The organism is Virgibacillus salarius (assembly GCF_039521925.1).
GTDB classification, from domain to species: Bacteria; Bacillota; Bacilli; order Bacillales; family Amphibacillaceae; genus Virgibacillus; species Virgibacillus salarius.
On record NZ_BAAACY010000063.1, the window covers coordinates 1 to 19,628 of the forward strand.

17 protein-coding genes are annotated in these 19,628 nt (G+C 35.5%); 10 read left to right on the forward strand and 7 right to left on the reverse strand.

Features of this window, described 5'->3' with window-relative positions:
* Positions 1-617: 617 nt before the first annotated feature.
* Positions 618-995 carry a winged helix-turn-helix transcriptional regulator gene (locus tag ABDZ84_RS08550; RefSeq protein ID WP_121604583.1) on the reverse strand — a complete coding sequence of 126 codons (378 nt, stop codon included), beginning with the start codon at positions 993-995 and terminating at the stop codon, positions 618-620.
* Positions 996-1,443: 448 nt separating this feature from the next.
* Between ABDZ84_RS08550 and ABDZ84_RS08555 the strand changes: the two genes are divergently transcribed.
* Positions 1,444-2,670, forward strand: a complete 1,227-nt coding sequence (locus tag ABDZ84_RS08555) for a helix-turn-helix domain-containing protein (protein ID WP_343781079.1) — start codon at positions 1,444-1,446, stop codon at positions 2,668-2,670.
* A 266-nt stretch (positions 2,671-2,936) separates the two neighbouring features.
* Here the strand turns inward: ABDZ84_RS08555 and ABDZ84_RS08560 are convergent, their stop codons facing one another.
* From ABDZ84_RS08560 to sipW, 3 genes are all read right to left on the reverse strand, one after another.
* Entirely contained in the window at positions 2,937-4,604 is a 1,668-nt protein-coding gene (locus tag ABDZ84_RS08560; protein WP_166530370.1) for a M4 family metallopeptidase, read from the reverse strand.
* 46 nt (positions 4,605-4,650) lie between these two features.
* Positions 4,651-5,244, reverse strand: coding sequence for a CalY family protein (locus tag ABDZ84_RS08565; protein WP_026683215.1), 594 nt, complete (start codon positions 5,242-5,244; stop codon positions 4,651-4,653).
* A gap of 80 nt (positions 5,245-5,324) precedes the next feature.
* On the reverse strand, positions 5,325-5,882 hold the full coding sequence (sipW, locus tag ABDZ84_RS08570) for a signal peptidase I SipW (protein WP_318279823.1): 558 nt from the start codon (positions 5,880-5,882) through the stop codon (positions 5,325-5,327).
* 1,004 nt (positions 5,883-6,886) lie between these two features.
* Between sipW and ABDZ84_RS08575 the strand changes: the two genes are divergently transcribed.
* The 6 genes from ABDZ84_RS08575 to ABDZ84_RS08600 all read left to right on the forward strand — a co-directional run bounded on the left by ABDZ84_RS08575 (position 6,887) and on the right by ABDZ84_RS08600 (position 10,929).
* Complete coding sequence (locus tag ABDZ84_RS08575; RefSeq protein ID WP_121604579.1) at positions 6,887-7,147, forward strand: hypothetical protein; 261 nt, start codon at positions 6,887-6,889, stop codon at positions 7,145-7,147.
* A gap of 28 nt (positions 7,148-7,175) precedes the next feature.
* Positions 7,176-7,619 (forward strand): hypothetical protein, encoded by a 444-nt coding sequence (locus ABDZ84_RS08580; protein WP_343781082.1) that lies wholly within the window; start codon positions 7,176-7,178, stop codon positions 7,617-7,619.
* A 56-nt stretch (positions 7,620-7,675) separates the two neighbouring features.
* A complete protein-coding gene (locus ABDZ84_RS08585; RefSeq protein ID WP_343781084.1) occupies positions 7,676-7,999 on the forward strand; it encodes a hypothetical protein in 324 nt (107 codons plus the stop codon).
* Between the two features lie 410 nt (positions 8,000-8,409).
* Positions 8,410-9,360 (forward strand): ABC transporter ATP-binding protein, encoded by a 951-nt coding sequence (locus tag ABDZ84_RS08590; RefSeq protein WP_121604577.1) that lies wholly within the window; start codon positions 8,410-8,412, stop codon positions 9,358-9,360.
* The gene (locus tag ABDZ84_RS08595; protein ID WP_026683210.1) at positions 9,357-10,115 is read left to right on the forward strand and encodes an ABC transporter permease; all 759 of its coding nucleotides are present in this window, start codon (positions 9,357-9,359) and stop codon (positions 10,113-10,115) included. Before ABDZ84_RS08590 ends, ABDZ84_RS08595 begins: the two co-directional genes overlap by 4 nt.
* 67 nt (positions 10,116-10,182) lie before the next feature.
* On the forward strand, positions 10,183-10,929 hold the full coding sequence (locus ABDZ84_RS08600; RefSeq protein ID WP_026683209.1) for a MerR family transcriptional regulator: 747 nt from the start codon (positions 10,183-10,185) through the stop codon (positions 10,927-10,929).
* A 424-nt stretch (positions 10,930-11,353) separates the two neighbouring features.
* Here the strand turns inward: ABDZ84_RS08600 and ABDZ84_RS08605 are convergent, their stop codons facing one another.
* Positions 11,354-11,941, reverse strand: coding sequence for an ABC transporter ATP-binding protein (locus tag ABDZ84_RS08605; RefSeq protein WP_051388482.1), 588 nt, complete (start codon positions 11,939-11,941; stop codon positions 11,354-11,356).
* A gap of 483 nt (positions 11,942-12,424) precedes the next feature.
* On the opposite strand from ABDZ84_RS08605, the gene ABDZ84_RS08610 reads away from it, so the two are divergent.
* The 3 genes from ABDZ84_RS08610 (at position 12,425) to ABDZ84_RS08620 (ending at position 17,105) form a co-directional block, all read left to right on the forward strand.
* Positions 12,425-14,149 carry a glycosyl hydrolase family 18 protein gene (locus ABDZ84_RS08610; RefSeq protein WP_343781154.1) on the forward strand — a complete coding sequence of 575 codons (1,725 nt, stop codon included), beginning with the start codon at positions 12,425-12,427 and terminating at the stop codon, positions 14,147-14,149.
* A gap of 716 nt (positions 14,150-14,865) precedes the next feature.
* On the forward strand, positions 14,866-16,245 hold the full coding sequence (locus tag ABDZ84_RS08615; protein ID WP_226983618.1) for an amidase: 1,380 nt from the start codon (positions 14,866-14,868) through the stop codon (positions 16,243-16,245).
* A gap of 14 nt (positions 16,246-16,259) precedes the next feature.
* Positions 16,260-17,105, forward strand: a complete 846-nt coding sequence (locus tag ABDZ84_RS08620; RefSeq protein ID WP_026683206.1) for a methyl-accepting chemotaxis protein — start codon at positions 16,260-16,262, stop codon at positions 17,103-17,105.
* 321 nt (positions 17,106-17,426) lie between these two features.
* On the opposite strand, the gene ABDZ84_RS08625 is transcribed toward ABDZ84_RS08620, so the two are convergent.
* Positions 17,427-18,797: a type VII secretion protein EssB/YukC gene (locus ABDZ84_RS08625; RefSeq protein ID WP_026683205.1), complete on the reverse strand. Its 1,371-nt coding sequence runs from the start codon at positions 18,795-18,797 to the stop codon at positions 17,427-17,429.
* Positions 18,798-18,818: 21 nt separating this feature from the next.
* Complete coding sequence (locus ABDZ84_RS08630) at positions 18,819-19,622, reverse strand: serine/threonine-protein kinase (RefSeq protein WP_026683204.1); 804 nt, start codon at positions 19,620-19,622, stop codon at positions 18,819-18,821.
* Positions 19,623-19,628: the final 6 nt, after the last annotated feature.

Genomic DNA, 19,628 nt, shown 5'->3' on the forward strand with positions numbered 1-19,628 from the left:
GCGAAGTAATTAGTCGGAGCATTGCCAATATACATCAACCATTTCAAAATAACTACTTGGCTTAACGCAGGCATTGCACTGATTTTATACTTTCTTAACTTTGAACAAAAGCGCAAGCGCCCAAATAGAAAAGTAGGAGCGAGTCAACGGAAGTAAAAGAATCACAATGAGCCTGTGAGCCGATGATGACTTAGAGTAGGGTGATTTGAGAAGTCGCCTCATTTCTGGGCGTTGGAGCTGGACGCAGCTCAACACGCGCCTATTTATCCACATGGTCTAATTTAATCATTTCCTATAATTTCACAGACTACTAGGAAAGGTTGATATAACCAGCCTTTTATACTGACTACTGGTTTTTTAATGTATAAAGTGAAACCTCAATCAGCGGGGTTTTGTTTATCCTCGCTGATTGTTCGTACCACAAGGGGATGATCTAAAGGTCTTTGAAGCAATCGGACATTTACTGGCAGTTGATCCCACATTATCCATATTGATTTCACTTTATTCCTTGAAATGGGGGCTTACTGCCAGTTATATCAATTATATGGGGAATAAATTGTCTAATTTAAGAGCGTATATATCACACACTGAAAGCAAGCTAATACCCTAGCTTTATGTTATTTTATTATTCCTTCTTCTTTTAACTGTTGGATTCGTTTCTTCCCCCAATCATACATCGATTCTACAATTGGTAATAAGGTATAGCCTAGTTCTGTCATAGAGTATTCCACTTTTGGTGGAGTTTCTGGATAGACTTTACGACTAACGATACCATCCTCTATGAGTTCTTTCAGCTGATTGGATAACGTTTTATGAGATATATTTTCAAACAATCGCTGCAAATCACTAAATCGATGTGGACCTTCCACACCTAAATGCCATAGAATCACTACCTTCCATTTCCCACTTAAAATGGAAAGTGTCAGTTCCTTTTCACAATGATATTCGCCATTTTGTAATTTTAATTGTATTTCTTCACGCAATGAATTACACATCTAACAGCGTCTCCTTCTATTTCAACGACGTATTGATAATAAGATAAGGGGAAACCAATGGAATTTCAACTTTTATGATTAAAATGAAAACCATAAATCTACGTGAAAACATGCTCAGGCTTTGGTAATGTTATACGTAATAGGATAAAGTAAAACTTCAAACAGTGGGAGCTTTGTTTATTCCACCACTGATTGTTAGCACCAAAAGGGGATACCTAAAGGTGTTTGAATCAATCGGACATTTACTGGCAGTCAATCACCACATATCCATATTGGCTTCACTTTATTGCTTGAAATGGGGGAGTTTACTGCCAATAGGGAGAAAAATACTTCACATTAATTATTTCATAACCGAGAAACTATTACATGATGATAAACGTATTTTTATAAGAAGGGAGAATACAAGTCAGATAGTAATAATCTTTACTTTAAGAAGGGGAAATGTATGATGTATGAAGGCAAAATTATTAAGTTCTACCGCGAAAGGACTGGATTAACACAGGAGGAACTGGGAAGAGATATCTGCTCTGCTACCCATATCAGTAAAATTGAGCTTGGACAAACGCATTTCTCAAAAGATATAACGGAATTATTAGCGAAACGACTTAACATATCTATGCATGAGGAAATTCGCACATTTAAAGCCATCCAACAAAAATTAGAGAAATGGCATGAGTCTATTATCATGCAGCAAGAGGAAGAGGCAGATAGCTTAGTAGCAGAGCTAGAAGAAAGTGAATTAATTTATATCTCCGATTACAATAATTTATATAAACTTCTGAAAGCTCGTTTCTTACTTAGCAAAGAAAATGATCCAGGTACATTGAAAATAATCAAAAAATTACAAAATCAGAAACTTTCACCATATGAATCAGGACTGCTTTACCACATTTGGGGCATTTATTATATCCGAAAACAAGAATACCTGAAAGCAATTAATGCATTAAAATCTATTAACAGTCATACATATCAAAACACAGATTATTATTATCATTTAGCAATCTCTTATTACTTTAATAATACAGACCTATTGGCCTATTCCTATGCCGAGAAAGCATTACATTATTTCAAGAGCTCCAATAATTTTCTACGAGTTATAGATACAGAGACATTGCTACTTGTTATCCAAAATAAACATGTACAATCAAATTTCACAGCTCGCTTAAAAAAATACGAGTCGCTTATTAAGAGTTGTGAACTTTGTCATACCGTAACAAGAAAAGCAATTGTCTTACACAATTTGGCTAATGATTATTTTAGAATGGAGGATTATCAGTTAGCTGCCACCTTGTTTAAGGATGCAATGAAAATAAAAAAAGTAAAATCAAAAAAATATTTAAACTCGCTAGAGGGATATATTCAAGCATGTATAAAGGGAAATCTATTAACGAAAGATGAACTGGTGAAATTATCGAAAGAAGGTTTAGCTGTATCTGAGGAACTTAAAGAATTACTCTATAGCTATCTTTTTACTCTTTTACTATACAAATTACAAGAAAAGCAAGAGCAATATTATTCCTATCTTGAAGAACAAGCCTTACCATTTTTCAGAAATTATGGACACGTCTATTCTGTAAACGTCTATGAAAAAGAGCTATTTTTTTATTACGATAAAACAAATCAATTAGATAAAGCAGTCCAATTAGCACATCATATGTTAAGTAATCAGCATTAAAAATCTGCAACAAAAGCGCAAGCGCCCGACTAGAAACGTAGCGACTAGAGCGAGTCAACAGAGAAAAAGGAATCACGGTCAGCCTGCGAGCCGATAATGACTTAGATTAGGACAATTCGTGAAGTCGCCTCGTTTCTGGACGCTGGATCTGGACGCGGCTCAACACGCCTATTTATCAAATGGGCAAATTTTATAATTTCCTAGACTGTAAAAAAGCACTACACTCTCATTTTAGAGATGCAGTGCTTTCTAGTGTATTTATTCTTTTATTCTACTCCAACCGCATCATAAGCCCGATTCACTGCTTCGACTGCTGATGAGTTTTCTCCATATAGATCAGATGCTGCCTGAATTGCCGCTTGACGCATCATACTGAAGTCAGAAGTAGAAGTTAAATATTTCGTTAGTGCTCGGTAGTAGATTTGTTCTGTTTTTTCTCTACCAATTCCTTCTACTGTTACATCGTAATGGTTTCCGCCTTCGGCTACTAAATAAGCTGCCTTATTATTTATACTTGAATTAATATGCACGCCCCCATTGTCTTCTTCTCCAGTATAACGGTCATTATAATGATCTGGATAAGGGCCAGTAATCGCATTTTGTACAGAGGTAGGATCACTCATCGAACGCAGTGCATCCCCTTCAATATCTGGTGTGTAAATTTCCTCACCAATCTGCCAATCATCTCGATCAACCATTGCACCCATTATATCGGATAAAGATTCATTTAATGCACCGGATTCGTTTTCATACACTAAGCCAGCAGTTCTATCTGTAACTGCATGTGTTAGCTCATGGGCAATCACATCAAGTCCACCGGATAGAGGCAAGAAATTACGACCATCACCATCGCCATACATCATTAGCTTTCCATTCCAGGCTGCATTATTCCAAGCTTCTCCGACGTGAACAGAGGAAATAATTTTGGCACCCTCTCCATCAAAAGAGTCACGGTTAAACGTTTCTAAGTAGTAATCATATACCTTTCCAGCATTCACATGAGCATCGACTGCAGCTGGATCATTAAAGTACTTATGACCACTAGTTATTTCTTCACCCGTATACCCTAATAATATGGATAGGAGATGGAAGAGATAGAAGTCCATATTTTGTGCATCAAATGTATGCACACCATCCCCTCGTGTTTCATCAAAAAGAAGGTATTGGTCGTCATCTCCTAAAGCAATCTCAAACTTCTTCTTATCACCAAACACGCCTTTACCAAATCCAGTTACATGATCAATTGCATTTGCTTTATTTATAATCTCACCATTCGTTGCATCTATAAAGTAGTGCCAGTATCCAGGAGCTGGTTTCGACGTTGAAGCCTTTACGAGATACGAAAGATAAAATTTCCCATCATGTTCATAAATGAACTGTTCATTTGTCACCTCTCCATCATAATGTTCTACTTTGCCAATCTCCTGCTCAATGTCCTGCTTGGTAATTTCGACTGCATCCTCACCTGAAATCGAAGCCTTTGAAGGAATGTCCTTCTCTGCTAAATCAGGTACTACTTGACCAAAGTAAGCTTTTACATTGTCATTTTCATCTAAGGTAATGGTATGGTCAGATCCATATATTGGAACTCCGTTATGCTGTTCAATAAGCTTAATGTGATGTGTACCATTTTCATTATCTTTCTCTTCCTCGACCACTTTAAAGTGATCTTTCATATTCCCTTCTAATTTCAATTGCTTGCTACGATACTTAAGGTAGGCAAAAGCAACTTCCTTTTCAGATAGTTTTTTTGCTTTAGCTAAAGTATTCGGCGCTTTCCAGTTTTCAATGATATAAGAAGGCGTATTATATTGTTCATTATATTCTATCTTACTTTTTACATTTTCTTGTGCGAAGACATTAGTTCCCGCTGTCGTAAATCCTCCAAAAGCAACTGTCAGAGCCAACGTTGAAGAAATCAGTTTTCTTTTCAAGACGAATCCTCTCCTCTTTTAATAGATTAATAGAATGAAAAGATAATTACTTTTCTTCACCATCTGTTTGTGTAGCATTAAATGTCCATTCAAGGTTTAATTGATCACCTTGGAAGATGTTTTGGTCCTGTCCATTATCAACAAACTCAAATTCTACCCAAAGCTCATTCGTGTCTCCCACATCTAGACCACCATGCTGTTCCCATAATGGATCCCATATATCCTTTTTCACTACATCTGGATCCATGTTTTTCAACTCATACAAGGTAGTTTCAAAAATTGGCTCGCTTTCTTTATCCCAATTCCACATAAAGTTAACTTTAATATGCTGACCGAAATCGTCGCCTCCATTATCTCCAGAAGCGTCTACCACTTCATAATTAGTTAATAGATTCACAGTTTTGATATCGAGTGATCCTTCATTACCAAGTACAAATTCCTTTACCATCGTGTCTCCTGGCTTTAAATTAGTAATATCAATAATCGTAGTTGGATCAACAGATAAATCCAGTGTACCTGCTGCAAACGTATTATCTGTTACCTCTGTGTCACTAAAATATGCGTAAGTACCTCCAGCAATTAATGATAGCCCCAATGATGCAGTCACCACGCTCATGCCTAACTTTTTCTTCAGACTCATTAAACTTCCTCCCCTTTTATTATTTATTAATCCCCCATGCTTGCAAAACACAAGAGTATTAACCGAATATTGAGAAACATTTACGTAGATTGCTCCTTCTTTGGATCTTCTATTCCTCTAATTGCTTGGAACATGGAAAAGAGTCCGTAGAGTAGCAGGATTACACCTGGTACAATTAATAATACCGCTGTACCTACTTTCGATTTTGCAAAGTTTAAAAGATATCCTACATAAGGAACAGTAAACCCTGTATACTCTCCGATGATATTTTGTGTTAATACAGGCTCCACATCTACACCGTCATTATTGTCACCCTTTGTCGTATATACCTGCTGTTCTTCTGCTTGTTTGACCTCGACAATACGGTGAGTAATCATTTTTTCTTCCTTTGTTCTAAACGTGATAACATCACCTTTTTTGTACATTGATTGCTCTGTTCCTGGTTTGATTGCGATAATTGATCCTGTTTGAAAGGTTGGCTCCATCGACCCAGATAATACGGATTTTATTTGATAACCAAAAATGGTCGATTCTTCTCCTTTCACTTTTGAAGTGATAACCGCAAATGCAAAGATAATGATCATAGCAATTAGCAAACATGACATGAATTTACGTAACAGATGTATCAACTTCTTCACAGTATTTCACCACCTTGATTTACTAATTATTTGGATATTGACACGAGATCTTTGGAGAGATGCAGCCTTTTCTTCGTTTTTTGTTGATTTATTACTTTTTTAGCTAATTCAATGAGTCGATCAGCTTCCTAGAGTCTACCACCTGATTCACATTGGTTTGAGACTTCTGTATAGCTTGTACTCCTTGCTCGATGTAGGTATATCCCAGTTAATTGGCAAGACTATCGTAAATATTCTTGTACCGTTTGTAGTACTTCTGCCATTCGTTGTTTATTTTGTTCTATTTCTCATTTGATTCTATCTTGCTTATGCCCCACTGATTGGTAGTACCACAAGGGGATCACCTAAAGGCCCTTGAACCAACTGGCAATTGATCCCTCACTATCCATATTGGTTTCTCTTTATTACTGGAAGTGGGAGGCTTACTGCCAGTATATCTGGGATAAACAAGTTACTACTTGTAAAGCAGGGATACCTTTAACATATTTCCAGCCTATTGTGATACTTCCGTACACTAACCCGACTTTTCTATAACTGAAACACCTTGTTGCTCTTCTTATTACTTAGAGTACACCTGCAAATCTAGCATGTAAATCGGGGGATTACTATGAAATAGACTGTCGGTTTTACCGATAAAAGAGGGAAAAATGTAGTGGAACATTAGCAAAAAACTGTCTATTTTAATTATTCTAATAATAACACCGATAAAAAAGACCTATATTTTTCCCCCATTCAGGAAATTACTCCTTCTATTCATCTATATCTTTTGAATTATAAATAATCATTGAGCATTTGCAGCAAGAATAAAGGAGCTGTCCAGATTTACAACGTTAAGGAAATTATAATATAAGGTACCACCAACATTTCGCAGAAAATATACGTTAAGAAACGGGAATTTATTTCATCCATCAATTTGCATAAATATCACATTATTTGTTAAATGTTGTTTTTGTGCTAATTTTATAAAAGAACAATCACTAACTAAACTAAAGGAGAGGTTTTATTTGAAAAATACATTTAGTATTATGTCATGGGCTCTAGTTTTGAGTTTTACCTTTTTATTACCCACCTCTGGAAGTGCAGAAGTTAGTTCTACAAAGAGCATAGAAAAGTTTAGTGAAATTAAAAATGCTGAAAAAATAACGGAAAGAGCATCTATAGGGGAAACTGATTTAGATGTTGAAGGGATTGGTGTAAACAAATACACCAAAGAGGTTACAACATCAAAAGGTAATATTATTGAATATGATGTTACCGAAATATAAGACTGCGCAATTAATAGAAAAAAGAACTATGTCTAATGGTGACAACTCTGAAACTTATGCAGTTAATTTAATCGCCAGTTACGATGGCTCTCGTGGAGATAGTAAATGGGATGACTCATATGGCGTTCGTGCATCCTCAACAATATATATTGAGAAATCTACCTATTCCGGTACCGACTATTGGAGATTGATTCGGTCTGAAGGTGGTTGGGATAGACAAGATTCAAGTCTTACCTTAACAAATCCTTATACAATCCAAGGTACCGTAGAGCAGAGTAGGGATGAGCTATACGAAAATCAAACAATAAATCGTGACATTAGTTATGCAGGTAGTTATGGTTTTGATGCTCCTTCGTATTGGGAACCTGTTAACTCGAAAGGTGTTCCAGCATGGGCTCCTCACGTCAGAGAAACCAGTCATGTAGATATATATAGAACTGACCCAAGCAATTCCTGGCATTTTTATCTCTAAATAATGAATATAAATAAAACATAAAATGACTAATATGGAATTGGTAGGGGTTATTTATGAAAAAGTTCTGTTTCATAATTATTTTAATCAGCTTTTTATTTACTGCCTGTAATGAGTCAGAAGAGAACAAGGCTAGTTTTTTATCTGACGAAGAAGGGAAATATGCTTTATATGTGGTTTCTGATGACGCAATTACATTTGAGGAGCTACAAGAAAATGATATAAATAACGTAAAGACTTTTACTCAAGAAAAAACAATGGAAGATGCAAGATTGGAAGAAATAGAGGAAGCTCCTACGTTTATAGTATTTGATACAAAAGACAAGGTTTATAAAACTAACAATAGAGATGATTTATTTAAATTTCTGCAAGAACATTAAATCATTTAAGGTATTCGGATTATAGTATTGACAACCCTATTAAATAAATTAATGTTCATAGCATCGTAAATCGGATAATTGTGTGTAAAATCATAAATTATGTAATATCATTTATTTTTTCTGTATCCATGAAACTGATTAACTTTTAATGTAGTTTTCGTTATGAAACCTTTTACTATCGAATCATAATTGTATTAAAATATCTGCAAATTTAAAGAATCACGTCCAAGTTTTCACTTGGGCGTTTTTACGCTGGACATGACCAGTACTAATGAGAATAAGGTATGATCATTTCTTCAGCTTGGTTAAATTCATTCCAATTCGACTTTTATAAAGGAATACTTGATGGTTGACTCTCCCCTAAGAGGATAGCTTATAGTTCCTTTTATAAGAAATAAGGAGGGAAGAATATGTATGAACTAACTGTAAACAATGTTAGCAAATCATTTGCCAAAAAGGTAGCCTTAAATAATGTATCTCTTAAAGTGAGAAAAGGTTCTATCTTCGGACTGATTGGTCCAAATGGTGCAGGGAAATCTACTTTGACCAGTATATTAGCTACTTTGACCTTGCCAAATGAGGGTACTGTCGAAATTTCGAATTTAGATGTTGTTTCCAAGGTGAATAAGGTTCGAAAAAAAGTTGGCGTCACTTTCCAACAAACAACTGTATTTTCGACAGGAACAGCTTGGGAAAACTTATGGATTGCCGGAAAAATGTATGGCATGAGTACTACAAAAATAATGGAACGTGGAGAACACCTGTTAAAGCAATTTGATTTGTTTCAGGCATCCAACGATTTGGTTGATACTTACTCAGGTGGTATGAAAAGAAAATTGGATATAGCGATAAGTCTACTTCATACCCCTGATATCCTTTTACTAGATGAACCCACAGCCGGATTAGATCCAGAGTCGAGAACTACTCTGTGGCAAATAGTTACAAAAATTTCTCAAGATGAAGGAACGACAATTTTTGTAACGACACACTATTTAGAGGAACTTAATCACCTAGCAACTGAAATTGCATTAATCAACAATGGAAAGATACTTGATATTGGGACGCCAAAAGAGCTGATCAATAAACTTGCTGCTGATCAAATAGAAATCCACTATCGCAAATTGGATTTGGCCAACATTCATAAAATAGAAGCATATATTTCTAACCTAAAAGAGATAGTTCGTCATGAAATAAAACCAACATTATTAACAATTATGACGAGTCATGGACAACAAATTTTATCTGAATTACTGAAATACTTAATTCAAAGTAATGTCGAAATTAAATTTAGTGAATTGAAGCAGGCAACGTTAAATGACGTTTATTTAGCAAACTTTAATGAGAAGGAGGCAGAACTATGAATAACATGGCATTCGCTTTATTATTAGCAAAAAAGAGGCTAACACCGCTAATTAAAAATCCAATAGCAATTATCATTTCAATGTTCCAGCCATTGATTTTCCTAGTGCTGTTTGGCACGATATTTTCAAGCATATCTTCCGTAAGTGGGTTTGAAGAATCCAATTATGTATCGTATATTTTACCAGGAATTTTGATCATGAATGCTCTATTTGGCGGAATATATCTAGGAATGAGTACATTAGATGATATGAGAGAAGGAATATTTAACCGATATTTAATCGCCCCAAAGAATAACTTGATTTTCATCATTGGTGATTTAGTCTACATTTTCACGTTTCAATTGATCCAATCCACTTTGCTAATAATTATTAGCTATTTTATGGGATTTAGACTCCCAATGGGAATAGTTCCACCAATTCTTTTTCTTGTTACACCAGCATTATTCTCATGTTTAATTGGAGCTATTTCAATTGGAATTGCCGCTTTGACAAAAAAGCACACAACAATGATTACAGTCATGCAGTTTTTCTCTTTTCCATTGATTTTCTTGTCTTCTGCCTTTATGCCGACCAATTTATTGCCAAAGTGGATAAGTATTCTATCAAAAATAAATCCAGTTGACTGGGTAGTTAGAGCATCACAATCCACTTTCAACCATTCGCCCGCAATCAGCTACTATTTATTAATTATTTTATGTGTCGTTATAGCTACTTCCTTTTGTAAATTCACATATGATGTTCAAAGAAAAAAGTGAAATAAATGTGTTGACTCTTACCTTAGAGGATACTTTAGTATAAAGAGCATTGAAAGGAGAAGAAAAAATGTTTACCGTTCATGAAGTTGCAAAACTAGCTCATACAACAGTAAAGACTTTACACCATTATCACAAAATAGGTCTTTTGATTCCGGAGCAAACGACAGAAGCCGGCTATCGCCTATATGGAAAAAAAGATTTAGAACGATTACAGCAAATACTTTTTTACAAAGAATTGCATTTTCCTCTCAAGGAAATTAAACAATTATTAGATGGCGAAATCAACAGGAAAAATACGTTGATTCAGCAAAAATATTTACTAGAACAAAAAATTGATCGTTTTAAAGGTCTAATCAAAACAATCAATTCCTCTCTTAAAAATGCTAAAGAAGGAGTCGATATAGATATGGAAACTATGTTTAAAGGTTTTGAAACTGAAGAAGAATGGCAAGAAGTCTTAAAAGACCAAAATGAACACTTGAAAAAAGAATATGACTTTGACTTGTCGAATAAAACAATTGATGTGGAATCAATGAATGACTCTGCCATGGAAGCACAGTCATTTAATGAAGATATGATTCAGTTCTTACAAGATGGTTTCTCTCCGAATAATTCAAAAGTTTTGGATCGTGTAAAGAAACATTTAGCATTTTTAGAAAAAAAAGATCATCCATCAACACCGCAAGACTTTCTAAATCAAACAGAGCATTTCATCGTTGACGACTTTCATAGAGATATGCTTGAGAAATGGCAAGTGGGTTACACTTATTTTCTAAACAAAGTAGCAGCTAGTTATTTGTCAAGTATTAAATAGAACCAATACCAAATAACACAAATGGATGGTATTCATTTGTAAATTTTGATTCCCTTACATCTGATTCGACCAAAGATATGATATTTACGAAATCCAAGGGCTGTTTCGACAGCTCTTTTTGAATTTCTTTCTATAATATAGGTAAAAATGAAGTATTCTAAAAGGAGAAAATATAATTAACCTACCAAACTTAAAAATTCTTGATATGAAAGAGAGTAAATATGATTATAGATTCCTAGTAATTCGTTCCGTTACTAATAGACTAATAAATTGGATTCAAGAAACCAGTTTTGAAAAGACATTCACCAATGTTGCAGACGATATAGGCGTTGACGAAAAAGCTGTACGAAACAACTTTGTAGTTGAGCTTGAAGCTCAAACAGATATTAGAACTCCTAAATGGCTTGGTATTGATGAAGTGCATTTACTCAAAAACTATCGTTGTGTTATCACAGACGTTGAAAACAAATATCAACTCGCCTGTATCTGTATCTAAATTCCCTGTTGGTTCATCGGCTAGTAACCAACTTGGTTCATGTACTAATGCACGGGCAATTACTACACGCTGCTGCTGACCTCCTGATAGCTGTGAAGGTAAAGCATGGAGCTTATCAGCTAAACCCACTTGTGATAATAAAGACTCTGCTCTTTCTTTTTTGTTGCAGGAAACTTTTCGTGAAAACAATGGAGACATTACATTTTCTAGGGCTGTTAATGCAGGTAATAGGTGAAATTGTTGAAAGATAAAACCAATATGCTCAAACCGAAAATCGGCTAACCTGTTTTGACTATATTTATGAATAGATTCGTTTCTATAGATTATCTCTCCTTCTGAAGGCACATCCAGTGCTCCAATCAAGCTAAGTAATGTCGATTTCCCAGAGCCTGACGGTCCAACAATGGCAACAAGCTCTCCTTCAACAAAACAGGTATTAATTTTCTCCAGAGCAAATGTTTCCACACCATCTCCTTTAAAAACCTTACTTACATTTACACATCCTAACTTCTGCACTTCATTCCCTCTATTTTTTATAATTTTCAATATATTTAAACTATAGCACAATTGCCTTAGGAATATATACATAGGGCGAAAATTTATATATAAAACGATTCATCATTACAAGTTATTAATTGATATTACAATTAATAACTTGTGTAATGAATTATCCGGTTTTACAATACTAGGATTCTTTACTTAATAGTTTCCCCTATTTCATTTGTTAATGACGAAATATTAATACAATTATCAAAGTTAAAACTTAACTTAGGTCTATTGAATCAAAATTTAGATATTTCTGTTAATTAACTTGAAAATATTTGTTATAACAAATATGATAGATATACACCAAAACATGCATGTTGGATTTTACAAAACTATGAAAGCGCTTCTCATTATGTATTTTAAAAAGAGAGGGAGATTATCGTAGTGAATCTATTAAAACAAGCAAACAAGTTTTTCATTTTTTTCATCTTTGGTTTACTCGTCTTTACAAGCATGCCCACACAGAATAGTTTCATTCAAGCAGCAGAGACAAACGATTACAAAATTATTGGCTACTATCCATCATGGGCAGCATATGGTAGAGACTATCAAGTATGGGATATGGATGCTTCGAAGGTAAGTCATATCAACTATGCATTTGCAGATATTTGCTGGGATGGTCGACACGGAAACCCTGATCCTGCTGGACCAAATCCACAAACATGGGCATGTCAGGATGAGAATGGCAATATGGACGCCCCTAATGGAACTATTGTAATGGGAGATCCTTGGATTGATGCCCAAAAAACAAATCCAGGTGATAATTGGGATGACCCATTAAAAGGAAATTTCAAGCAACTTATTAAACTAAAAGAACAAAATCCCCATTTAAAAACTCTAATTTCTATTGGAGGATGGACTTGGTCGAACCGTTTTTCAGATGTAGCTGCTGACCCTGTAACAAGAGAGCAATTTGCCAATTCAGCAGTTGACTTTATTCGAAATTATGGTTTTGATGGCGTTGATATTGACTGGGAATATCCTGTTAGTGGTGGGCTACCTGGAAATAGTACACGTCCAGAAGATAAACAAAACTATGTATTACTTCTCCAAGAGGTTCGTGAGAAATTAGATGCTGCTGAAGCAGAAGATGGAACAGAGTATTTACTTACTATTGCTTCGGGTGCAAGTAATGAATATGTTGAAAACAATGAACTAGGTCAAATTGCAGACATTGTGGACTGGATTAATATTATGACGTATGACTTTAACGGTGGATGGCAAACACAAAGCGGTCATAATGCACCTCTTTATTTTGATCCAGCCGCAGAAGCTGCAGGTCTTCCTAAAGCAGATACCTTTAACGTACAAAGCGCTGTGACACGACATATAAATGATGGAGTTCCAGCTAATAAGTTAGTTTTAGGAACACCGTTTTATGGTAGAGGTTGGAGCGATTGTGATGCAGCTAATAATGGAGAATATCAGAATTGTTCACCGGCAACAGAAGGAACTTGGGAAAATGGCACTTTTGACTTTAGCGATTTAGAAGATAACTATATAAATAAGAATGGTTACCAACGATATTGGAATGACAAAGCAAAGGTACCTTATTTATATAATGCTTCAAACGGAAATTTTATAACGTATGATGATGAAGAATCCTTTGGATATAAAACAGATTTCATTAAGTCTGAAGGACTTGCAGGCGCTATGTTTTGGGACTATAGTGGAGATGTAAATCAAACGCTAGTGACTACATTGGCAAACAACTTAAATTTCACAGGTGATGGAGGAGATCCAAATCCACCTGCATTAGCTCCGCAGAATGTTAATGCTAGTAATGTAACAGCGTCTAGCATCGATCTATCATGGGAGGCTCCTACAGAATCTTCTTCTATTGTGGAATATGTCATTCAATTTAATAATCAAGAAATATCAACAGCATCATTATCTACAAAATTAGAAAACCTACAGTCAGGTACTTCTTATTCGATTACCGTTTCTTCAAAGGATGCGGATGGAAAGCTTTATTCAGCCGCCCCATTGACTGTCTCTACAAGTGATCAAGGAGGAACATGTGATTATCCTGCTTGGAATGGAGGAGACACGTACGTTGGCGGAGATCGTGTACAACATAATGGCAATATATATGAAGCCAAATGGTGGACAAAAGGCGATGAACCAGGAACAACTGGTGACTGGGGACCATGGAAGGTAGTTGAGAACTGTAAGTAACCCTCAGTAATCCCAATCCATCCCACGGAGCAATTCTCCGTGGGATATTTTTTATTCCGCATATAACTGGCAGTAAGACCCCCACTTCAAACAATAAAGAGAAACCAATATGGGGAAGTGAGGATAAACAAAATCTCCACTGATTGAAGTTACACATCACAGACCTTTACAAGAGAAGACCTGCTTGATGCAATTTGGCCAATGGTGCCACCAACAGATAGGACAGTCGATGATCAATCAATCGTATTAGAAAAAAGTTAAATCCCCTATCTAGATGGGTGTGTATCGAAACTGCTTAAACTGCAAAGACCAATACATCAGAGTCCTCTACTAAACGGTGCAGAAGTATCCTCCAATGTGAACATGCTTTTTTACAAATATCATTTGTGATGCCTTTAAGTTACTTGAGGATCATCAGGCAGTATTCGGGTTTGAGCTTGATTTGTCGAGTCGCCTTTACCTTCATTTCATGAATGGCTATTTTAAATGGCTTTTAAATGCGGAAGAAATCTCCTTTTGGAAAAATACACTACGTGTTATTCCCTTCTTTACTAAAGACAAAAATTTCTATTGTCTATACTTTGCACCGAATCATTATAAAATCGGGCATTTTAACAATAAAATCGCTTCCCCTATATAGCTTATGAAAGATATTTCTAATTAACATTTATGCATAGAGATCCGATATAGTAAGTGACATCGAGGGAGGATTTTAAATGGTAAAAACAATGAAGATATCAGAATTACTTATAGGTTATAAGAATAAGGAATTCTCACCTACTGAAATAACAAAGCTATTTTTAGAGAGAATCGAACATGTGAATAAGAAATTAAATGCCTTTATTACTGTTTCTGATGAACATGCTTTAAAACAGGCTAAACTTGCGGAAGAAAACTGGATGAAGGGTTATCAATCATCTGTTTTGCAGGGGGTTCCAATTTCTTATAAAGATTTAATTAATACACAAGGAATTAGAACAACAAACGGTTCACATATAGATAAAGCATACTTTCCCCAAGAGGATGCTTATGTTGTACAGAAATTAGAAACCGTAGGAGCTATTAATTTGGGTAAAAATAACTTACACGAATATGCTTTTGGTATCACTTCTTCCAATCCATTCTACGGCAGTGTAAAGAACCCTTGGAAAACAGATCATATCCCTGGCGGTTCAAGTGGTGGATCAGGAGTAGCTGTAGCTGCTAACTTAGGTCTTGCTTCGATTGGAACAGATACTGGTGGGTCCATTCGTATCCCTGCATCTGCATGTGGTGTAGTCGGCTTAAAACCTACCGTTAATAACATAAGTACAAAAGGAATCAAGGGTATTTCTTGGTCATTGGATCACGTTGGTCCATTAACACAAGATGTAACTGACTTAGCCATTATCATGGAAGGATTAACCGACCGTCGATATAGCGAACATTGTAAAAGTGATATTCGTGGTATGCGCATTGGTGTACCTACTAATTTCTTCACTGACCACGTGGAACCCGAAATTACAAAAGCCTATCAAAACAGTTTACTTGAGCTAGAAAAGCTTGGTGCTATTTTAATTGATATTGAACTTCCATTTGCTGAGGCTGCAAGCAACAGCGTTTTTACCATTGCTTTAGCAGAAGGTGCATCGATTCACGAGACTACGCTACACACACAACAGGATGACTACGGAAATGATGTAAAAGCTCACCTACTAAATGGCACAGCAATTGGAGCTACTGACTATATCAAGGCTTTAAATATACAAAAAGAAGCTATTAATCAGCTTGATCATGTATTAATGGATATTGATTTGATAGCTACGCCAACATTACCTGTAAGCCCTAAACCAATCGGAATTGAACATGTTGAAACAGATGGATTGGAGGAAGATATTTTCACATGTATGACTCGATTTACACGATTATTTAGTTTGACAGGACATCCAGCCTTATCCATTCCTGTGGGTACAACAACTGATAATCTACCAATCGGTCTGCAATTGGTTAGTAAATATCATCAAGAACCATTATTAATCCGTGCAGGCTTCGCTTTTGAAGAAGCTTGTCTTTCTGATTTTTATAAGCAGCGATCCTTTATCGCAGAAAACATATAGAATGGAGTGAAATCATGCAAACATCAATTCAAATTGATTCAGAAATCCTTAAAAAGGTAGTAGAGCTTGGACCATTAATCAAAGAGCTTTTGCAAAACGAAAACATCCTAATCGGCATCGTCGATTTAGAAAAGTATTTATACTACGCTCCAGGCACAACCTTGGATGCCAAAGTAGCTATTGGTGATCCTTTTTTTGAACATGACTTGTTTGGTCAAGTAATTAAAAATCGTAAACGAACCGTTATCAAAACACCACCCGAATATGGGGCACCATTTAAAGGCGTAGGTATCCCCATTTTTGATAACAATGAAATCGTTGGCTGTATTGGTATTGGCATTAGCTTAGATCAAGAATATGAATTTCTTGAGATTATTCAATCATTGGAAGAGCTAGCAGATAATGTACAAGGAAAAGCCCATACGATGCTTTCACAAACAGAAGAATTATCCGCAACCGTCCAACAAATAGCCGCCCACTCGGAAAATGTGGAAAAAAATTCGGGTGAAATTCATGATGTTACTGGATTTATTAATAAAATCTCCGAGCAATCAAATTTACTCGGGCTTAACGCTGCGATTGAAGCAGCAAGAGCTGGAGAACATGGCAAAACCTTTTCTGTCGTTGCTAAAGAAATACGGAAAATGGCTCAGGATTCCTCGGAAGCTACCGATAAAATCAGCAATGTATTAGCAGAGATCATGTCAAATATTGAACAGACTACTGAGCAATTATCTGATATAGCTCAAGCAGTTCAAAGTCAGGAAGGAGAAGCGGAAACCTTCTCACAAATGACGGAGGAATTAAACGAAATGACGAATAAGCTGAAGAAGCATATTGAAGTATTAACAAATAACTGACAATGAAAAAAAGCGTCCCTACAGAATAGTATGTAAGGACGCTTTTTTCTTATTTTCTTTACAGCAAAGATTATTTTCCTACTAACACAAAGACATTCTCTTCTGGTGCTTGCATAACCGTAACATGACCACGTAACGTGAAACTTCAATCAGTGGGGGTTTTGTTTCCCCACTGATTGTTCGTACCACAAGGGTATGACCTAAAGGCTTTTGAACAATCGGACACTTAACTGACAGTCGATCGCTCACTTATCCATATTGGTTTCACTTTTTTGCTTGAAATGGGGCCTTACTGCCAGTTATGTATGGGATAAAACCTTTTTACTTCAGCTTCTTAATTTGCTTATCTATGTTTTCGGTTTTACTCTTCTTCTCATCTTTATCTAAAGCGTCATTAGCTTTAATCAGCTCTTTTTCTTTTTGTAGACTTTTTATTTGCAGGTCTTTATTTTTTAATGCCTTGGCAATTTTAAGTGCCTCTTTCGGTTTATTTATTTGAATATAACTATGAGCGGCTAAAGATTTTGCCCGGTTATTATCAGCGATTTCCTTATAAATTTCCAATACCTGCTTATAGTCTTTATTTAACCACGCTTGCTCTATCTTAACTTGTGGTTGATCCGATTTAATAGAAAGAATTTTTTGATTTGCTTCCTCATTATTAAGAGCTAATAATTTCACCACTACTTCCGCCTCATAAGACTTGTTCAAATCTAAAGCCTTGGACAAGCTTTCTAATGTATTCAATTGGATATATTGTCCTGCCAGTACCTTATTAGCATTCTCATCAAGTGATTGGACATTTTCCAATGCAGCTATGGCTTCTTCCGTCTCACCAGAAATAACGAACTGATATCCTTTGATTATTGCTTCTTTCTGTTCTAGTTCTTTTTGTAATGTTTTATTCTCATCCTGTTGCTCATCAAGTTCACTAGTCGTAGCGGAAGCAGCCTTCGTGCTTGGTACTACCTTGCCAACATAGACAAATAGCATTCCTAATAAAATACCAACAGTTACACCGATAATTAACGATTTTCTTTCTACCTTCAGTTTAGAACGATTTAAGGATGGTAATTTTTTTGAAGCTATTTTTTCTTTATCTTCAAATTTATTCGTAATAGGTTGTTGATTCACCTGAGAAGGTTCCAGTGCCTTTCTTAATTGCTCTATTGAGGCCGCTGCTTGAATACGCTGGACTATATCTTGATCAATTGCATGTGTGACCGTATTACCAGTAGTGAATAAATACAAAAATACATTTTTTAAATCTTGAAGTAATTGGAATGATGTATATTCCTCAGGTGGTAATACAGAACGTATACCTCGATGGGCAAATTTTATGTTTCCCTCATTATTAGCATAAATATTATCTGGATGAACTAAGGTCGTGTATTGTGTTCCAAATAAATTGTCCACCGTTAATATACTACGTGCTAATTTACATTTAAATTCCCTATTTGATGATACATAACTAGTTAAGGACTTGAATCCATGATCAATTTGATAATGGATTTGAACCATCGATTCTTTAATATTATATTGTCTGCAGGTTAAAAATAATTCACTGTCTCTTTTTAACTCTTCTAATTGTTCATCTGCTAAAATATTCGTCTTTTCCTTCGCTATTTCGAAGGTTACAGTATCCATAGTCTTCCTTAAGCTTCCATCTTTTATTTCAAATCGGTCAGTCACCATATCACCCCTTATTTCTTATTAGCCAAACTTTTTCGTCCGCTCTCTCCAAGATAATTTTACTTTTTTTAGTGCAGCTATTACATGTTCAATGGAATTAAATCGTTTCTCAGCATCCGTCTCTGTCAACTTCAAAATAACCTTTACAAAGGATTTTGGAGCGCGCTCATTTAATATACTTTTATTCGTTGTGGTATATATATTTTCTCCATCAGAAATGAGATAAAATAATGTAGCACCTAAAGAAAATAAATCAGAGCGTTTATCAATAACACCTTTCTCAAATTGTTCCGGTGCAGCAAATCCTATTGTACCCAAAGCAGATGACCGTTGTGATTCATTTTCAAAAACGGAAGTTCCAAAGTCTATTAAATGAATGGTATTATCCTTCGTTAATAAAATATTAGAAGGCTTTATATCTCGTATAACAATAGACGGATGCTTCCTGTGGAAAACCTGGATGATATCAGCTATCTTCCTGCCAATTTCGAGTACTTCATCCCATTGAAATCTTCTATTCCTTTGTTCTATGAAATCAGCTAAATTCGTACCATTGAATTTTTCCATGATAATTGCTTTATAATGATCCTGAATCGTTACAATATCAAATAATGTCGGAACATTCGTATGATCGATAGCTGCTAATATTTTCGCTTCATTGGTAATTTGATTCGTAAACAATGTCGTAGGTTGTTTAACTACTTTTAATACTGCTATTTGTTTTTTCGGACCTACAACTTCATAAAGCTGCGATGTTCCGCCTTCACGAAAAAAGCTTTTTACTCTGTATTTGCCATTAATACGATGATTCTTGATAACCTTCATGACTCA

Bases quoted from the DNA above. Each gene is read 5' to 3' on its own strand.
- ABDZ84_RS08550 (WP_121604583.1), bottom strand. From the start codon at position 995: ATGTGTAATTCATTGCGTGAAGAAATACAATTAAAATTACAAAATGGC.
- ABDZ84_RS08555 (WP_343781079.1), top strand. From the start codon at position 1,444: ATGTATGAAGGCAAAATTATTAAGTTCTACCGCGAAAGGACTGGATTA.
- ABDZ84_RS08565 (WP_026683215.1), bottom strand. From the start codon at position 5,244: ATGAGTCTGAAGAAAAAGTTAGGCATGAGCGTGGTGACTGCATCATTG.
- ABDZ84_RS08580 (WP_343781082.1), top strand. From the start codon at position 7,176: ATGTCTAATGGTGACAACTCTGAAACTTATGCAGTTAATTTAATCGCC.
- ABDZ84_RS08585 (WP_343781084.1), top strand. From the start codon at position 7,676: ATGAAAAAGTTCTGTTTCATAATTATTTTAATCAGCTTTTTATTTACT.
- ABDZ84_RS08590 (WP_121604577.1), top strand. From the start codon at position 8,410: ATGTATGAACTAACTGTAAACAATGTTAGCAAATCATTTGCCAAAAAG.
- ABDZ84_RS08595 (WP_026683210.1), top strand. From the start codon at position 9,357: ATGAATAACATGGCATTCGCTTTATTATTAGCAAAAAAGAGGCTAACA.
- ABDZ84_RS08600 (WP_026683209.1), top strand. From the start codon at position 10,183: ATGTTTACCGTTCATGAAGTTGCAAAACTAGCTCATACAACAGTAAAG.
- ABDZ84_RS08610 (WP_343781154.1), top strand. From the start codon at position 12,425: ATGCCCACACAGAATAGTTTCATTCAAGCAGCAGAGACAAACGATTAC.
- ABDZ84_RS08615 (WP_226983618.1), top strand. From the start codon at position 14,866: ATGGTAAAAACAATGAAGATATCAGAATTACTTATAGGTTATAAGAAT.
- ABDZ84_RS08620 (WP_026683206.1), top strand. From the start codon at position 16,260: ATGCAAACATCAATTCAAATTGATTCAGAAATCCTTAAAAAGGTAGTA.
- ABDZ84_RS08630 (WP_026683204.1), bottom strand. From the start codon at position 19,622: ATGAAGGTTATCAAGAATCATCGTATTAATGGCAAATACAGAGTAAAA.